Origin of the sequence: Flavobacterium sp. Root935 (genome assembly GCF_001429295.1) — a bacterium.
In the GTDB taxonomy this organism is placed as follows: domain Bacteria; phylum Bacteroidota; class Bacteroidia; order Flavobacteriales; family Flavobacteriaceae; genus Flavobacterium.
Genome location: NZ_LMJL01000008.1, coordinates 635,285 through 652,706, shown reverse-complemented (window position 1 = coordinate 652,706; position 17,422 = coordinate 635,285). Strand labels below are relative to the sequence as shown.

The window sequence follows — 17,422 nt, the reverse complement described above, 5'->3', positions numbered from 1 at the left end:
CGTCGGTAGAAAAAAAAATAGCACATGCATGTAGACGTTCCGTAGGAACGTTTGAGATTAGATGTTAAAAATGCGGTCAAAAATCAAACGTTCCTACGGAACGTAAAATCTGATACTATTATAATTTTTTCTACCGACGAAATGTTCCTACAGAACAAATTTGTAGACGATTTTAATTTCTAAAAATTGAAGAATTAAGATCTTAGTTTTTAATAATCTTAATTGATTTTTCAATTTTACCATAAACAGCATTTACAATATAAACCCCTTTTGGTAATTTGTCACCAATTTTTACGTCTTGATTGGTAAAATAATCATCTGAAGAAAAAACGGTATTTCCATTCATATCCACAATTTTTAATTTTACTGACTCAGTTTCTACCGATTTGATATGAAGAATAGAATGATTTTTTATTGGATTTGGATAAACTGTAAAACTGTTTTTTTCCAGTTCAGATTCTCCAACACCAAGATTGGCGGCAATAACATCAATATAATTAAAATTGATATCGTTTGATTTGAATTTTATTTTCAAGTAAACTTCACCTTTTGGTAATGCAACTCCGTTTACAACTTTGTCTCCATAAGTCTGCCAGTCGCCAGTTGGCGGAAAGGTTTCGTCTGTTTTAACAATTACATCATTTACAAGTATATCAAATTTTCCAGTATTAACGGGTGAAGCAAATCTGAAAGTCAAATTATATGTTCCAGCATCAGGAACATTTAGCATAAATTCATTCCAGTCTCCATCATTGATAAAACAAACATTTTGCCCCGTGTTAGAGTCTAACGTGGCTTGTAAGCCGGTTCCTTTTCTTCTATAGTGTTTGTTTGCTACAACACGGCCTGGAACAGTTATTTTTTTTGTTGTATAAGGGGCATTGATATATTCAGTTCCAATTGGTCGTAGAACACCGCTTGTGGAACTTAATAATTGTCCTTCTAACATATCTGTCCAAGTAGGATTTACTCTTCCAGTATACCATGAGTAACGGAAAATGTCAGGATCATTTTCAAAATTGGTTAAAATAGTTTTCATAAAAGCTGTTTTATCAGCAGCACTTTGAATAACTCTATTGGCAAATTCAGTAATCCAAAGCGGACGATTGAATTTCTTTAAAAGTCCGGTAACACCAATGACAGAACCTGCAGTATCATCATACGTGTGAAAAGCAATATAATCGACTTTGCAGTTTGGACATAATTGAAAAAACTGATTGTGCCAAACAACAGGATCTTGATAACCGCCATAATTGTTTGGACCGTTATAAGCTGGAGATGCGCTTACAATTTCAAGGTTTTTTGCAGCAGCAATTTTTTCAATATTTGGCCAAGCATTAACAGCTTCTTGTGGTGTTAATCTTGCGCCGTCGGTGAAATTTGGTTCGTTAAAAGCGAGAAGATATTTCGCTCCTGGTTTTATTTTATTGATGAAAGTCTGAACTTCTGCATCGCTGATTTTTCCCCATGCCATTGGGACAAATTCAACTCCAAGTGATTCGTAATTTGCGTTTAAAGCCGCATCAGGTTCTGGCGACCAATTGTACCACCAAGAAAGACCAGGTTTTAAGGCCAGCATATCTGCTTCTGAATGATATCCGTAAGCAATGCCTCGTTTGGGACTTTGAGCAGAAATGCTGAGATTGAGAAACAGTAATAAAACTGTAAATAGTAATTTTTTGATCATGGTTAATGATTTTTTTGTTTTTTTGATAATTAGAGAAGATCAAATTTATATCGTTTCCCTTTTTAATCAATCTAAAAAAATCATTACAAAAACACATCAAAATACTTATAGAATGCGTTTTATGAAATTCGAAGGTAGTATTAAAGGAAAAATCCGAAAAGCAAATGCTGCATTTCGGATTTTTAAATTTTTATTTAACTCGATGTTTCCATCTTTTATGTGTCCATAAATAAAATTCTGGTGTTTCAAGAATTTGCTTTTCGACTTCCTTTAAATACATTTCTGTAATTTCAAAATCTTCAAAATCTTTCGGATTATCAGCAAGAGAAAGAAAAGTTGCTTCATAATATCCTCTTCTCACTTTTTTTACCTTTACCATTATAACCGCAAGATCATATTTTTTAGCCAGCATTTCAGCGCCTGTGTGTACAGGAACTTCTACTCCCATAAATTTCATTGAATGGAAAATTCTATCTAATTTAGGAGATTGATCACTTGCCAAACCATACATGCTTAGAACCCCATTACGCTGGTTTTGTGCCATTGTCGGAATTGCTTTTCTGGTTTCAATCATTTCGGTATTGTATTTCGAACGAATTTTTCGAACCAATTTATCAAAATACGGATTGGCCAATTTTTTATAAACAGCAATTCCTTGAAATCCAAGTTTTGGATTAATCGTTAAAAGCCATTCATAACTTGCATAATGCGATGCAACAAGAATTACACTTTTTCCTTTTTTAGCATAATCTAAAACGAGATCAATATTGGTTACATGAAATCTCTTTTCCATTTCTTCTGGAGAAATACTCATGGTTTTTATCATTTCTAAAAACATATCGCACATATGTTTATAGAATTTCTTCTCGATATCTTTTCTTTCAGCTTCACTTAAATGTGGTAAAGTAAGCGCTAGGTTCTCGCGAACAACTTTTTTACGATATCCTATAACTCTGTACACTAGAAAATATACAAAATCAGAGAATAAGTAAAATAATCGAAAAGGAAGTATAGAGATTAGCCAAAGCAAAGGATAGGCTAGAATATAAACGAGAAACTGCATGTAATTTTTTTTTACAAAGATAAATCAAAAATGATTAATGATTGATATTTTGCTTTCTTACGCACTTATGTTTTAGAATGATTATCTTTACAATTCACAATAATTATAATTTATGAATATCATTTTAGCAGGGATTATCGTTACCAACGCTGTTATTAGTTACAAAGGTTTTAATGATCTTTCTTTTTTTAGAAAATACGAATTTCATGTAGGAAGTATTCGTTCGGGCGAACAAATTAGAATGCTGTCTTCTGGATTTCTGCATGTAGATATGATGCATTTAATATTTAATATGCTGACACTTTACTTTTTTGCACCAGTTGTTATAGGCTGGCTTAGTACCTTCTCTTTTATTCTTATTTATTTCGGAAGTTTAATTTTCGGAAATCTTCTTACCATGTTATTCCATAAAAATGATTACAGTTATCGCGCTGTTGGTGCTTCGGGAGCTGTAACAGGAGTTTTGTATTCTGCTATATTGCTGCAGCCTGACATGATGCTGGGAATATTTTTTATAATTCCGATGCCCGCATATATTTTTGGAATCTTATATTTATTGTATTCTATTTACGGAATGCGCGCCAAAAATGATAACATTGGACATACGGCACACTTTGGAGGCGCTATAGGCGGTTATTTGATTACTTTGATCAAACAGCCTTCTTTATTTACAGATCAAACCCTAATGGTAATCCTGCTTGCCATTCCGATTTTGATACTTTTTGCAATGGCAAAATTGGGAAAATTATAATGCTGGCATAACTTTTGAAAAGCTTTTACTAAATATTAAAATTTAACAAAAATGAAAAAACTAGTATTATTTTTAACAATCATGTTTATGACTATGTCTTACGGCCAAGAAATCAAACAAATACCTCTAATCAACGTGAATGGAGAAGGAAAAGTAAAAGTAGCGCCTGATCAGGTTTGTATTTCAGCTTCGGTTGAAACAAAAGGGAATAATGCTAAAGACGTTAAAAAACAAAACGACGAAAAGATGGATGCTGTTTTAAAATTCATCAAAAAAATGAATATCCCAACGGCAGATTTCAAAACCAAACAAGTTGCTCTTAATCCGCAGTACGATTATGAGAAAAAGAAAACTTCTTATAACGCAACTCAGACTGTAGAAATTATTGTAAAAGATTTGTCTAAATATGACGAATTAATGGAAGGTTTAGTACAGCAGGGAATCAATCGTATTGACAGAGTTTCTTTTGAGTCATCTAAATTAGCACAATACCAATCTGAAGCTAGAAAATTAGCGATGAAAGATGCTAAAGTAAAAGCAGAAGAATATGTTTCTGTTTTAGGACAAAAAGTAGGCAAAGCTTTTACAATTTCAGATAACTCTCAGATTTATACTCCTAGACCAATGTACGCTGCTATGAAATCAATGGAGATGGATGCAGCTGGAGCTTCAAACGAAACTTTGGCAATTGGCGAAATCGAAATTACTGCAAATGTAAGTGTGAGTTTTGTTTTAGACTAAACGATATAAAATTCAAATTTTTAAAATCCAAATTCCAATTTTTACGATTGGGATTTGGATTTTTTTTATTAATAAATCTTATTCTATCACCTTTAAAACTTTAACGGGCTTTTTTAGAATATTCAATTTTTAATTTTGTCGTAATTAAAAAGAAGAATAAAATGAAAAAAATAATATTACTCTTTTCTATAATTTTAATTGTTTTCTCCTGTAAAAAAGTAGAAGAGGATAAAAAGAAATTACCAGTAGTAGCAGAGTTAAAATCGGAGAAAATAAGTATTTCATCTGAAAATAAACAGGTGGGTAGTGTAACTATTGATTTGCCAAATAATCATTATGCAGTTGTTGCTTTAGACTCTGTAGTAGTAAATAATAAAGGGCAAGAACCAGATGTTTTATATAAACCTAAAAAGGTTACTATTTTTGATCGTAAAACAAATAACGAGATACCCGAAGTACCATTGGAGGGAATTTACTATTCAAAAAACAATCGTATTTGGTATGGAGATTTTAATTTTGATGGAAAAATGGATATAGTATGTCGAGGAACAAATTCTGGTTATAGAGATTTTTACAATTATGATATTTATTTGGCCACCCAAAATGGCTATGAGTTAAATAAAAGATTTTCTAAAATAACAGAAGATGCATTTGAAACAATAGAACTTGATTCAAAAAACAAAAAAATTACTGTACAAAGAGAAGCAGAATGGGATGAAACATGGATCTATCAAGTTAAACAGGATAAAATTAAATTGATATTTCATAACAAAGAAACTAGAGAAGTTATAGATAATTAAATGTTTGACAATGATTCAGAAAGTAATTCTAATCAATAGAATAAAGAATTGTCAAATAGATTATATAAATCCAAATCCAATCGTAAAAAATTAGATTTGGATTTTTTTATTTCCTCTTTTCTCATTTTTTCTAATAAAGAACTTATTCTATCATTCTTATAACTTTTGGAGTACTTCCATAAAGATTGTTCTAATTTAATTTTGCTGGATTCTTTAGCTATAAAACTTTTATAATTAAGTCTTCTAAATCCATAAGCACAAAATGAAAAACCTTTTTTTACTTTTCCCTTTATTTATATTTTTCTTTTCCTGCCAATATCAAACAGAAATAAAAAGAAAAAGAGCAGCCGTAAAAGATTCTATTGTACAAAAAGAAGTTAAAGTGAATACGATTGCTGTAAAAGATTTAGATACAATAGATAAAAAAAAGCAATCAGAAAAAATAAAAAGTAATGAAGGGACAGTGGTATTATTGCCAAATAATCGTTATGCAGTCATTATTTTAGATTCTTATGAAAACAAGAAAGAAAAAGATTCTATGAAAAGGTGGGTGTCTGTACCCATAAAGGTTAAGGTTTTTGATCGTACTACTAAAAAGCAGCTTCGAGAGACAACAATAGATAATTATTATGTTGATGATCATGCTGAAGACCAAGATGATTTTTTATATTATGGAGATTTTAATTTTGATGGGAAAATGGATGTCGCTATTCAAAGTGAAATATTAGGATATCGTAGTTTTTATAATTACAATTTTTATTTAGCAACTTCTAAAGGTTATAAGTTTAGTAAATCTTTTTCAGAAATAATGAATAGGCCAATTTCGTACTTGGAGCTTGATGCCAAGAATAAAAAAATTATTGCTTATCGAGTAGCTGAATTGGATGAATCTTTTGAATATAAGGTTGTAAATAATAAGGCTAAGTTAACAAGAAATTTTTATTCACCTCGCCTGTCAGATGGTCCTTTTTATTCTCATTTTGATGACCGTTGGAATGGTAAGAAAAGGATATCGCACACAGAATTTAAATTCATCAGCCCCGATATTTGGGAGAATAATTACAAATATTCGGTACTTTCTTTTGATATTAAAAATTCTAAAAAGAAAATCAAGATTTTTATTGATGACTATTCGAATAAACTTTATTACACCCAAATAGAAAGAAAAGATAGTTTGGTAAGTTTTGATTATTCAGATGAATTTAATTATAATTTAAAAAATAATTCGCTAGTTTTTAAAGATCAAAAGACATTATATAAAGTATATGATAGCAAAAATGATATTGGTGTTGAGATTACAAGAAATGGAAAAACAACAAAATTAGTAGGAGATAATAAAGCAAAACAAGGAAGTCTGTCAAAACTAATAACTTTTAAAAAGGATTTTAAATGGATAGACAGTTATGAAAGTTATATTATCAACAAGACAATTGAAAACTAAAGACAAATGAAAAACCTTTTTTTACTTTCTTTATTTACAATTTTCTTTTCCTGCCAATATCAAACAGAAATAAAAAGAAAGACCGCTGTCGTAAAAAATTCTGTTGTACAGAAAGAAGTTAAAGTAGATACAATTACTGTGAAAGATTTAGATACAATAAAGAAAAAGAAGCCATCAGAAAAAATAGAAAGTAAAGAAGGTGATGTTGTGCTATTGCCAAATAATCTTTATGCTGTAATTATTTTAGATTATTATTCTAAGTATAATAAAGAAGATTCTGTTACAACATGGATATCAGTGCCTAAAAAGGTAAAAGTTTTTGATCGTAAAACAAAAAAGCGGGTAAAGGAAAGAAGGTTTGACGATTATTATTCTAGTGATGATGGTGGCTTAATTTATGGTGATTTTAATTTTGATAAGAAAATGGATGTGGCAATCAAAGGAGAGCCGTTACTTTCTCACACAATATATGATCATTGGAACTTTTATTTATCAACACAAAATGGCTATAAGTTTAGTAGATCTTTTTCAGCGATTATGGATTCTCCTGTTTCTATTTTCGATCTTGATGCCAAGAGTAAAACAATTAGTGTACGTGATGGACCTCTTCCAAATATAGAGCGTCTATACAAAATTAAAAATAATCAAGCTAAAATGGTTAAAAAGACTACTCATGATAATATCGTAATCGAAAAATAAGAAGAAAGAGAGAGACATTTATTATCTTAAATATGTTTAATTTACATTTACACAAAAAGTAACTTCTAATGAATAATCCAGAGCAATTTTTAAAAGCGCATATTGAGAAAGTAGTTCCATTAACGGATGATGAAGTAGCTTTTATTATATCTCATTTTGAGTTAAAAACTTTTCAAAAAGGCCAATTTATTATAGAAGAAGGAAATGAAGTTTCAGATGTAAATTTTGTAGTTTCTGGATTAGTCAAATTAGTTTATGAAGACAAAGATGCCAAGAAACATATCGTTTCTTTTGCAATGGAAGACTGGTGGGAAACCGACTTTCAGGCTTTTTATACTAAAAGTAAAGCAACACTATCCTTAGAATGTATTGAAGATACAATTGTATATAGCCTTTCGTTGGAAAACTTCGAAAAACTTTGTTCGGAAATACAGCAAATGGAGCGTTTTTTTCTCCGAAAATCAATTGCAGGTCATATTGGATCACAAACAAGAATATTGTCATTTCTAACTTCAAATGCACGCGAAAGATACGAACAGTTATTACTCAAAAATCCAGCTTTGCTGCAACGTGTTCCTAAAAGCTCTTTGGCCTCTTATCTTGGGGTTTCACGCGAGACGCTGAGCCGTTTATTTTAATAATTTAAAATTGTGATGTTTATCACACCCTGGAAAACAAAGCCTTTCTGATTTTTGCATCTATTAATTTTAAAAATAGAAAGATGGAAAAACGAATAATAAATCCTTGGAAATGGCAGGATGCCAGAAGCTATGTTCAAGCTGTAGAAGTGAGTAACGTAAAAGGAACTTTGTATGTTTCTGGTCAAACAGCTATTGATGATAATGGTGTTTCTAGTGATGCTGATATACGTACTCAATTGATACAAACAATCGAAAACTTAGAAAAAGTAATTAAAGAGGCTGATTACGAATTAAAAAATATCGTAAGACTTAATATTTATACAACAGAAAGTGTTTCGTTATTTGAAAATTTCGATGTTTTACAAAATTGGATTCAGGAGAACGAAATTAAACAATCGAGTACAGTCCTGGAAGTAAAAACTCTTTTTGAAACTTTAAAGGTCGAACTTGAAGCAACCGTCGTAAAGTAGATTTTTAATTTATTTCTAAAAATATAACTAATCGAAGTCCTAATGAAAATTAGGACTTTTTTTGAAATATCTTCCTGAAGATTTTAAGTACCAATTTATATAGGTTTTTTATTAATAATGAAAATTAAAATTTTGATTGCTAGTGTTTTAAAATTTTATTACTTTTACAAAACTTTAATTAAATAGGATTGTCTTATAAGTATTATTTCAATTAATTAGTTCAAAAAATCCTTATTTAATTTATTCAAGCCATTCAAATCTAATAAGTTTTATAGAGACCTATAATTTTTTTCATGCCGTCTCTTTGTACATGTTTTCTTAAAAGCATGTAATTTCTTTTATCATTTATTGTAACCTCTAATTCACTCTTTTTAAACTTATAGCGGTTTGTCTAAAGTGTTTTACTTATCTGCCTCAGATTTCTGTCTTTAGTTTTTATTTCTATTATAAATAAATTGTTTGATAATCCTAATAATTGAACTTATGAAGAATAAATTACTCTCTTTACTTTTATTTTCAGGCTATTATGCCAATCGCATTGCAAATCACTTTGTATACTTTGCTAGTATTCGGTACGGCAATTTTTCCACTTAAATTATTAAGACTTACTTCCAGGTAATAGAAAAAAATAGTAATAATAAATATTCTATTATGAAAACAACATTATTTTCTTTCATTTTGATGTTTACAGCAATTGCAAATTACGCTCAGCAAGATGCGCAGTACACGCAGTATATGTACAACACAATCAATATCAATCCTGCTTATGCCGGATCGCGGGGAGCTTTGAGTATTTTTGGATTATATCGTACCCAATGGGTGGGTCTTGATGGTGCTCCAGAAACCAGTAGTTTCTCGATCAACACCCCAATTAACAATAGCAAGTTAGGGGTAGGTTTATCAGTAGTAAATGATAAAATTGGACCTACTAATGAGAATAACTTTTCGGTAGACTTGTCTTATACTGTTCAAACTTCGGCAGATTTCAAACTCTCTTTTGGAATAAAAGGAACAGCCAATTTGTAATCTCGATATTAATAAATTGAATCCAGAAGATCAAGGCGATCCGCAGTTTCAGGACTTAGACAATAAATTTTCGCCAAACGTTGGAGCAGGAATCTATTGGCATTCTGACAAAGCCTATATCGGATTATCGGTTCCGAATTTCATAGAAACCAATCGTTATGACGATAATGATGTTGCCATCTATAAGGATAAAATTAATTATTATTTAATGGGAGGTTATGTCTTTAATCTAGACAAATATCAGGATATTAAATTTAAACCAGCAGTATTGGGTAAAATGGTGCAAGGTGCTCCATTGCAAGTAGATATTTCGGCTAATTTTATGTTCATTGATAAATTTGTGGTAGGTGTGGCCTACAGATGGAGTGCTGCGCTTAGTGCTATAGCAGGTTTTCAGATAACCGACGGTTTGTATATTGGTTATGGCTATGATCGTGAAACTACTCGTCTGAACAACTATAACTCAGGCTCACATGAAATATTCCTGCGTTATGAATTCTTCAAAAACAATAATAGAATGACAACCCCTCGATTCTTCTAAAAATATTTATTATGAAAAAAGTTATACTCATTTGTACAATAATAAGTGTTTTTTTTCAAGGTTATGCTCAAGAGAAAAAAGTAGCCTTGGGAGATAAAAACTATAATAGTTATGCCTATATCGATGCTATTAAGACTTATGAGCGCGTAGCAGATAAAGGATACAAATCTGAAGATATGTTTAAAAAGCTGGGGAATTCCTACTACTTCAATTCTGATTTTGAAGGCGCTGCTAAATGGTATGGTGAACTTTTTGCTATGAACCCTTCTCCAGAAGCCGAGTACTATTACAGATATGCACAATCACTTAAATCAATAGGTCAGATCGAAAAAGCAAATAAAATGCTGGCAGAATTCAGCGCTAAGTTTAATAATGACAGCAGAGGAAAATTATACAAAGAAGACAGTAATTATCTTAACCAAATCAAAAACAATTCAGGGCGTTATAAAATTGAAGATGCAGGAATAAATACCAAATATTCAGATTACGGCTCTTTTGTTTATAATAATAAAATATACTTTGCATCTGCAAGAGATACAGGTAATTTCTCGCAGCGTAAACACAAATGGACAGGAGAATATTTCACTAATTTATATTTTGCAGATATTGACCCAGCAACCAATGCAAGTTCTAAAGTTAATAAATTTAAAACCTCTTTAAATACTAAATTTCATGAATCTTCGCCGGCTTTTACCAAGGATGGAAAAACGGTTTATTTCACAAGAAATAATTTTATAAATGGTAAAAAAGGTAAAGATGAAAATAAAATTACTTTAGTAAAAATATACAAAGCTACTCTCGAAAATGATAAATGGACAAATATAACAGAACTTCCTTTTAACAGCGACAATTACAGTACAGCACATCCAGCTCTAAGCGCTGATGAGAAAACGCTTTACTTCGCATCAGACAGACCGGGAACACTTGGTCAGTCGGATATTTATAAAGTAAGTATCAATCCTAACGGAGGTTATGGCCCACCTGAAAATCTCGGAAACACCATAAACACAGAAGGCAAGGAAACTTATCCATACGTTACAAGCGAAAATGAAATCTATTTTGCTTCTGACGGGCATCCTGGACTTGGCGGATTAGATGTTTTTGTGGGGAAAATTGAAGATGATGGAACTATAAGCAATATTCAAAATGTAGGTGCTGATATTAATTCTCCCAAAGATGATTTTGCTTATATCATTGATCCCGGTTCCAGAAGAGGATATTTCAGCTCCAATAAAGATGGAGGACAAGGTTCTGATGATATTTATAAATTTCTTGAAACCCGAAAACTACAATGTATTCAAGGATTAGAAGGTACAATAACAGATGCAGCAACCGGCAGTATTCTCTCTGGTGCAAAAGTAACATTGTATGAAAATCAGATCGTTAAGAACAGCATAGTTTCTGATGCTTCAGGAAAATATTCTTTTCCTGTAGAATGTGGTAAAACGTATAATGTAAGAGCAGAAAACACCGATTATGCGACTAAAGAAGTAATGGTGATTATAGATAGAGTAACAGGAAAAACCACTCTTCCAATTGCTTTGGATAAAGCCACTTGCAAGGTTAAAGTTGGCGATGATTTAGGAAAATGTTTCGATATTAAAATGATTTATTTCAAATTGGACAAATCAGATATTCAAAGGGAAGCAGCACTTGATCTAGAGAAGATATTGGATGTTTTAAATAATAATCCAACAATGAAACTCGATATTCGTTCACACACGGACAGCAGAGCCAGCAATAAATACAATCAGGCTTTATCTAATAGAAGAGCCGAATCAACTATAAAATGGCTAATTAAAAATGGTATTAATGCCAATAGATTAACTGGAAAAGGCTATGGCGAAACCCAGTTAGTAAATGGATGTACTGATGGTGTAAAATGTTCAGAAGAACAGCATCAAGCCAACAGAAGAAGCGAATTTATTATTTCACAATTATAATATTTTAATTGAAATAAAAACAATAAAAAAGTCCTAATGAAAATTAGGACTTTTTGTTATATGTGTATTATAGCTTTTTAATTACTGAAAATTTTTCCTCAAGTCAATTATAGTTTGATTAGGAACATCTAGGTTAACGAAACCTCTGCGCGGTCTGTCTAGATCTAAAGTAAATAGAACTACTAAAGAAACCAAAATACAAAATCCAATTTGTACCAGCCAGTCAATTTTTCCTTTACGGCCCTCAGAATAACCTCCATAAAATGAAATTATTACAGCCAGAAAAAACAGCATGACTAAGATACTCTGAGGAACTTTTGCCTTTTCTCCAGAAAGCCGGGTAGTAGTTACATCAATCATATCATTTAAAGCAGGAATCATTTGCTGCGTTGCAGCTAGATTAGCTGGATCTTTAGAAAGTGAAGTTGCACGTTTCCATAATTTAGCCGAAATAATCTGCGATAAGCTGTCGGCTTTTAAAATCCCTTTTGCATCTGGGCCTGCCGTATAATAAGAAATTCGTGTTTCTACATAATCTTTAAAATCTTTACGAAATAAAGCTCTAGTCGTGTCCGGATATAAATCAGCTCGCAATATGGCAGTACCAATAATATTGGCTTCTTCTACAACAACCTTTCTTCGCGAATCGTAGCGTTCGCCGCTCATACCAAATGTAAATGCAAGTAAGAAAAAAAGCAAAGCAATGAGAGCCGAAGTTTCTGGCGGTTTTTCTTCAGTTTGATTTTTATTATGAATGTAATTTCCAATTTGTTTTCCAACAAAGCCTGAAATAAGCATCAATGCAAAAAGGAGGAGAGCAATTACCCAGGCTTCGGTATGCTCTAATGTATTTGAATTCATATTTTATTCATTAAAGTCCAGCTTCTTTTCTTGCTTTTTTAAGCGCTTTTTTTTCAGCTTGTTTTTTTTCAAATTCTTCATGAGCAGCAATAATTGTTCTTCCTGCTTCAAGTACAAAAATTAGATATACACCAACACCTATAAAAATGTATATAATATTAAAAACAACACCGATAGTGGAAAAAGTAATTTCATGATCGTACGGACTATTCATAGAAAGTGTTCCTACGGAATAAGCCAATGCTTTAAGAAAAGGCAGGTGTTCTACCAGCCAAAAAAACATTGTACCAACCAAAATTAAAACGAAAAGTAAAAATCCTAGGGTTCGAAATGTCTTGTCATTTCTCAATCTTTTAACAATATCTACAATGAATTTTCCCGTTAAAGCAAGTTCTATAAGCATCGTGTTTTGATTTTAAGTTACTCAATATTAGTGATTTATTTTTATATACAGAAATATTTACTATATTTATAATGAAAAAAATTAACAAAATTTTATGTTAATCCTTTAAAATCAACCCATACAAGCCTAAATATCCAGATTCCTTCTTTTAAACGGTTTTAAGTTTAGAATACTTTTTGAAAATCAACGCGTTAAATTATATTAATGAATTATATGTTGAACAAAAAAATACGACTTCTCTATTTGTTTTTGATTTTGACCTTCTTTAGTACTTTACAAATTTTTTCTCAGGGAGACAGTCTTGACCATTCACGAACAATTCTACTGGAAGAAGCACTTTTATTAGGAATCCAGAATAATAGGCAACTCAAAATGGTAACTGTAGATGCGGCAATTGCAAATGAAAATTTAAGCCAGGCCAAAATTGCTAAAGCCCCTCGTATCGCGCTGAATGGTGGTTATACTTATATTGGAAATCCAAAACTATATGAAGGTTTTTACGAAAACAGTATAACAGTAGATTATTTTAATCATCAAGCATTTGCCAATATTATTACTTCAATGCCAATTTATAATGGAAGTTTAATTAATAGAAAAATTGAACAGCAGAAAATCCTGAGCCAGATGCAGGAATCAGCAGTAAAAATGACGCAGGCAGAAGTAAAGAATGCCATTACAACTTATTATTTTACGCTTGAAAAATTATACAAACAAATTGAAGTAACGAAACAAAATATTATAAACACTGATCTTAGAATTAAGCAGCTAAAATCTCGTGTAGAGAATGGCCAGAATTTAAAAAGCGATTTGCTTAGAACAGAATTGCAACAATCTAATTTTAAAGTTTCGGTTTTTAAAAATACAAACGATATAGAATTAGTAAGCAACTATTTAGATGTTTTAATAGGTATTCCAACCAATACAATTCTAAAACCTCAAATTGATAAAAGCGGTGTTCCATTTGAAGAAATAAAATTGCAAGAAAGCATTTCGCAAGCTTTCCAGAATAGAGAAGAAATCAAGCGTGCGGAAATTGGCATTCAATTATCAGAATCGACTCTAAACATCTCAAAAAGCGGATTTTCGCCAAGTATAAATGCTAATCTTATTTTAAATACAGAATATCCTGCACAATGGCCAAACTATGTCAATATTATTAATTATTGGGCAGCTGGACTTTCTTTAAATTGGGATGTTTCAAGTTTTTATAACATTAAACACCGCATAAAAGGAGATAAACTTCAAATTGAAAAAAGCAATGTTGCTCTTGATGCAGCCAAAAACCAAATTGAAAGCGAAGTAAAAACGGCATATGTTAAGTATGAGGAAAGTAAAAGAAATATAGCGACTTACAAAAAAGATGTAGAGCTGTCATTAAGTAATTATAAAATTGTAAAAAGCAGATATGATAATGATTTTGCCTTAATAAGCGATATGGTTGATGCTGAACTGCAATTGAATAATTCAAAAATTTCACTTGTCAATGCGAATTTAGATTTAATCATTCAGTATTATTCCCTGCAATTTGCAATGGGTAAACTTTAAAATTAGAATAGTATGAGCGAAGAAAATAAACCAGCTGAAGGAATTCAAAAGGATAAAAAGAGAAATACGATTTTAACTATTATTTCTTTTATCTTTTTAGCTGCTGGAGGGCTTTGGATTTTGAGTTTGTTTTTTGATTTTAGCAATTACGAAACTACCAATAATGCTCAAGTTGAGGCTTATATAAGTAACGTTTCAGCAAGGGCATCTGGACACATTGCCGCAATTCGGTTTGAAACCAATCAGGTAGTGCACAAAGGAGATACACTGGTAATTTTGGACAATTCAGAATATTTAATTAAAGTAAGCCAAGCCGAAGCAGATCTTGCAATTGCAGTTGGAAACCTTCATTCATTAGAGCAAACCATAATTACTTCATCTTCAAATCAATCTGCAGCAAAAGAAAAATTAGCAGGCGATTTGGCCAGTCTTGAAAAAGCACAAAAAGATTACCAAAGATTCAAAAATATGTATGCAGATTCTGCCGTTACGCGTAATCAATATGATCAAGTAGTTTCAAAATTAAGATCAGAAGAAGCGTATTTAAAAGCAGGTAAAAAAGGATTAGACGCAAATAATTCTGTAACAAAGCAAAGTAACATTAATCTCGAAGCAGCTAGAGCTACAGTCGCACGTAAAAAAGCTGACCTTGAGGCAGTAAAATTACAATTATCGTATACCAATATTATTGCTCCCGCAGATGGTATAGCTGGAGAACGCAACTTATCAATTGGCGAATTAATAAATGCCAATCAAGTCATTGCAACAATTGTACTCAATCAGAAATTATGGGTTTCGGCTAATTTTAAAGAAACACAAATCAGAAAAATTAAAATAGGACAACAAGTTGTTATAACAATTGATGCTCTTGGTGAAAAAGAGTTTAGAGGGAAAGTTACCGGCTTTTCGCCAGCAACAGGTGCTAAGTTTTCGATGGTTGAGCCAGATAATGCAACAGGAAACTTTGTCAAAATAACACAGCGAATTCCAGTTAAAATTGAATTTGAGTCAGATCCTAAAGATTTAGAAGAAGTAAAACCGGGAATGAACGTAACAGTCGAAGTAAAAAAATAAATATGTTTGCAGGAAAAAAAGGAAGCGTTTTTACACTCGTAGGATTATATATCTTAACCATTCCTTTTTTTAATGGATTGAATGTCACCACTTACGACAATTCTCAAGTTTTAGGACATTTTGGTGCATCGACTACCGTTTTTACCTATTCCATTTATATTCCAATTTTTGTCATGCTGGCTTTTATGCCTTTAGGATTAAAATTGGGCAAGCAGATTAAGGTGCGGACAATGATTTTGTCAGCTGCATTTTTATCCATTATATTCAATACTGCTTCCTTATTTGCTTCAAGTATAGAATGGTTTACCTTTTGGCGTTCGCTTTTAGGAATTGTTTCTGTAATTGGAATTTTTGCTTCAATGGTGCCAATTTTATTAAAATACAATCCAGCTTTTAATATGGCATTGCTGTACGGAATTCTGCAATTCATTCAAAAAGGAAGCCAGCATGTTTACCAATATTTAGGAGCACATTTTACTAGTTTTTATAATTGGACATTTGGCATATATTTTCTGAACATCAATTTTTTAATCTGTATTCTTCTGGCGTGGTATTTTTACAAAGCAGATGTTGCTCCAATGAAAACCAAATTTCAATTTGACTGGCGTGGATGGATTATTATGATTTTATTTTTCACCGTAATTCTCTTTCTATGCGCGGAGGGGCAGAGTAAAAATTGGTTTAACGATCCTAAAATTAATTTAGCAGCAGCTTTATTATTGATTCTTATTGGCATTTACTTAATTCATGTACGTTTTACAGATGATCCCATAATTGATCCCGACGTTTATCGTTTTAAAAATGTAATTATTGGCACTTTTTTAATGTTCTATATTGGTGTAATCAACGGAACAGGAAGTGTTGTAACAGGTTATATGACCAATATTTTAGGTTTTGATGCTGTTTCAGGAGCCAGAACACATTTAGCATTATTAATAGGATTATGTATTGCTATTCCTCTATCGACTTATCTTTTGTTTAAGAAAATTTACCTGGCTACTATTTGGATTATGGGATTTGCATGTTATGGATTTTATCATATTATACTTTTTTTTCGGTTTTATCCCGGAATAGATTCTTCAGATTTTTTTCTTCCTTTAATTTTTAAAGGACTCGGAATTGGTTTTCTTTTCCCAATTTCTCTTCTTTATATTTCCGAAGGAGTTCCTCCAAAACTAAGCGCATCTAGAATGATGAGTGGTATTATTGCCCAAGCGGTTTTTGCAGGTTTATTAGGAAGTGCCATTTTAGCGACTTTTATCTCAGGTTTAAATATACAGCATAAAACAGGTCTTAACCAGCAGTTAACAGAACTAAACCAAATGGCGCAGAAGCAACTAGCAAATTCCAAAAGGAATTTTCTCTATATGGGATTATCCGAAACGGAAGCACAAAAAAAGGCAGAAAAAGCGCTCTCGAACAAAACTTCTCAAGCTTCCATATTATTAGCATATAAGGATATTTATCTTGTCATGTCGGCCGTTTGCTTTTTTCCTGTTTTAATTATTTTAATATTTAAACTTTGGCGAAGACCACTCAAAAGAGTAGATGTAGGACCAATACCAATCTAGCTGTCAATAACTTTAGCTAAAATTGAAATAAGTTTATGAAGACAAGAGTGGAATGATATGTAAAGTTTATTTTAATACAATAGATTTTATCTATAAAATAAAAAATATTTATTATTCAAACCAATGGAATTCTCTTTGTATAGTTTGTAATTTAGTAAAAATAAA

Annotated in this window: 15 protein-coding genes and 1 pseudogene; 12 read left to right on the top strand and 4 right to left on the bottom strand. The window is 31.5% G+C overall.

Annotation, left to right across the window (positions count from 1 at the left end):
• Positions 1 to 202: 202 nt before the first annotated feature.
• Together ASE40_RS07975 and ASE40_RS07965 are read right to left on the bottom strand one after the other, a co-directional pair.
• Positions 203 to 1,687 (bottom strand): cellulase family glycosylhydrolase, encoded by a 1,485-nt coding sequence (locus tag ASE40_RS07975; protein ID WP_057116418.1) that lies wholly within the window; start codon positions 1,685 to 1,687, stop codon positions 203 to 205.
• Between the two features lie 190 nt (positions 1,688 to 1,877).
• Positions 1,878 to 2,750: a lysophospholipid acyltransferase family protein gene (locus ASE40_RS07965; protein WP_057116416.1), complete on the bottom strand. Its 873-nt coding sequence runs from the start codon at positions 2,748 to 2,750 to the stop codon at positions 1,878 to 1,880.
• A gap of 112 nt (positions 2,751 to 2,862) precedes the next feature.
• Between ASE40_RS07965 and ASE40_RS07960 the strand changes: the two genes are divergently transcribed.
• The 9 genes and pseudogenes from ASE40_RS07960 to ASE40_RS07920 all read left to right on the top strand — a co-directional run bounded on the left by ASE40_RS07960 (position 2,863) and on the right by ASE40_RS07920 (position 11,803).
• The gene (locus tag ASE40_RS07960) at positions 2,863 to 3,501 is read left to right on the top strand and encodes a rhomboid family intramembrane serine protease (protein ID WP_057116415.1); all 639 of its coding nucleotides are present in this window, start codon (positions 2,863 to 2,865) and stop codon (positions 3,499 to 3,501) included.
• Between the two features lie 51 nt (positions 3,502 to 3,552).
• The gene (locus ASE40_RS07955) at positions 3,553 to 4,242 is read left to right on the top strand and encodes an SIMPL domain-containing protein (protein ID WP_057116414.1); all 690 of its coding nucleotides are present in this window, start codon (positions 3,553 to 3,555) and stop codon (positions 4,240 to 4,242) included.
• Between the two features lie 161 nt (positions 4,243 to 4,403).
• Positions 4,404 to 5,042: an XAC2610-related protein gene (locus tag ASE40_RS07950; RefSeq protein ID WP_057116413.1), complete on the top strand. Its 639-nt coding sequence runs from the start codon at positions 4,404 to 4,406 to the stop codon at positions 5,040 to 5,042.
• A 262-nt stretch (positions 5,043 to 5,304) separates the two neighbouring features.
• Positions 5,305 to 6,483, top strand: coding sequence for an XAC2610-related protein (locus tag ASE40_RS07945; RefSeq protein WP_057116412.1), 1,179 nt, complete (start codon positions 5,305 to 5,307; stop codon positions 6,481 to 6,483).
• A 6-nt stretch (positions 6,484 to 6,489) separates the two neighbouring features.
• Complete coding sequence (locus ASE40_RS07940; protein ID WP_057116411.1) at positions 6,490 to 7,182, top strand: XAC2610-related protein; 693 nt, start codon at positions 6,490 to 6,492, stop codon at positions 7,180 to 7,182.
• Between the two features lie 68 nt (positions 7,183 to 7,250).
• Complete coding sequence (locus ASE40_RS07935; protein ID WP_057116410.1) at positions 7,251 to 7,820, top strand: Crp/Fnr family transcriptional regulator; 570 nt, start codon at positions 7,251 to 7,253, stop codon at positions 7,818 to 7,820.
• 83 nt (positions 7,821 to 7,903) lie between these two features.
• A complete protein-coding gene (locus ASE40_RS07930; RefSeq protein ID WP_057116409.1) occupies positions 7,904 to 8,293 on the top strand; it encodes a RidA family protein in 390 nt (129 codons plus the stop codon).
• A gap of 651 nt (positions 8,294 to 8,944) precedes the next feature.
• Positions 8,945 to 9,860, top strand: a pseudogene (locus ASE40_RS07925) (type IX secretion system membrane protein PorP/SprF).
• A gap of 11 nt (positions 9,861 to 9,871) precedes the next feature.
• Positions 9,872 to 11,803, top strand: coding sequence for an OmpA family protein (locus ASE40_RS07920; RefSeq protein WP_057116408.1), 1,932 nt, complete (start codon positions 9,872 to 9,874; stop codon positions 11,801 to 11,803).
• Between the two features lie 81 nt (positions 11,804 to 11,884).
• Here ASE40_RS07920 and ASE40_RS07915 read toward each other — a convergent pair whose 3' ends face one another.
• The gene (locus tag ASE40_RS07915) at positions 11,885 to 12,664 is read right to left on the bottom strand and encodes a hypothetical protein (RefSeq protein ID WP_128414953.1); all 780 of its coding nucleotides are present in this window, start codon (positions 12,662 to 12,664) and stop codon (positions 11,885 to 11,887) included.
• A gap of 10 nt (positions 12,665 to 12,674) precedes the next feature.
• On the bottom strand, positions 12,675 to 13,067 hold the full coding sequence (locus ASE40_RS07910; protein WP_057116406.1) for a two pore domain potassium channel family protein: 393 nt from the start codon (positions 13,065 to 13,067) through the stop codon (positions 12,675 to 12,677).
• Positions 13,068 to 13,280: 213 nt separating this feature from the next.
• On the opposite strand from ASE40_RS07910, the gene ASE40_RS07905 reads away from it, so the two are divergent.
• The 3 genes from ASE40_RS07905 to ASE40_RS07895 are packed head-to-tail and all read left to right on the top strand — an operon-like array spanning position 13,281 to position 17,257.
• Positions 13,281 to 14,612 (top strand): TolC family protein, encoded by a 1,332-nt coding sequence (locus ASE40_RS07905; RefSeq protein ID WP_057116405.1) that lies wholly within the window; start codon positions 13,281 to 13,283, stop codon positions 14,610 to 14,612.
• A gap of 12 nt (positions 14,613 to 14,624) precedes the next feature.
• Positions 14,625 to 15,686, top strand: coding sequence for an HlyD family secretion protein (locus ASE40_RS07900; RefSeq protein ID WP_057116404.1), 1,062 nt, complete (start codon positions 14,625 to 14,627; stop codon positions 15,684 to 15,686).
• A gap of 2 nt (positions 15,687 to 15,688) precedes the next feature.
• Positions 15,689 to 17,257, top strand: a complete 1,569-nt coding sequence (locus tag ASE40_RS07895) for an MFS transporter (protein WP_057116403.1) — start codon at positions 15,689 to 15,691, stop codon at positions 17,255 to 17,257.
• Positions 17,258 to 17,422: the final 165 nt, after the last annotated feature.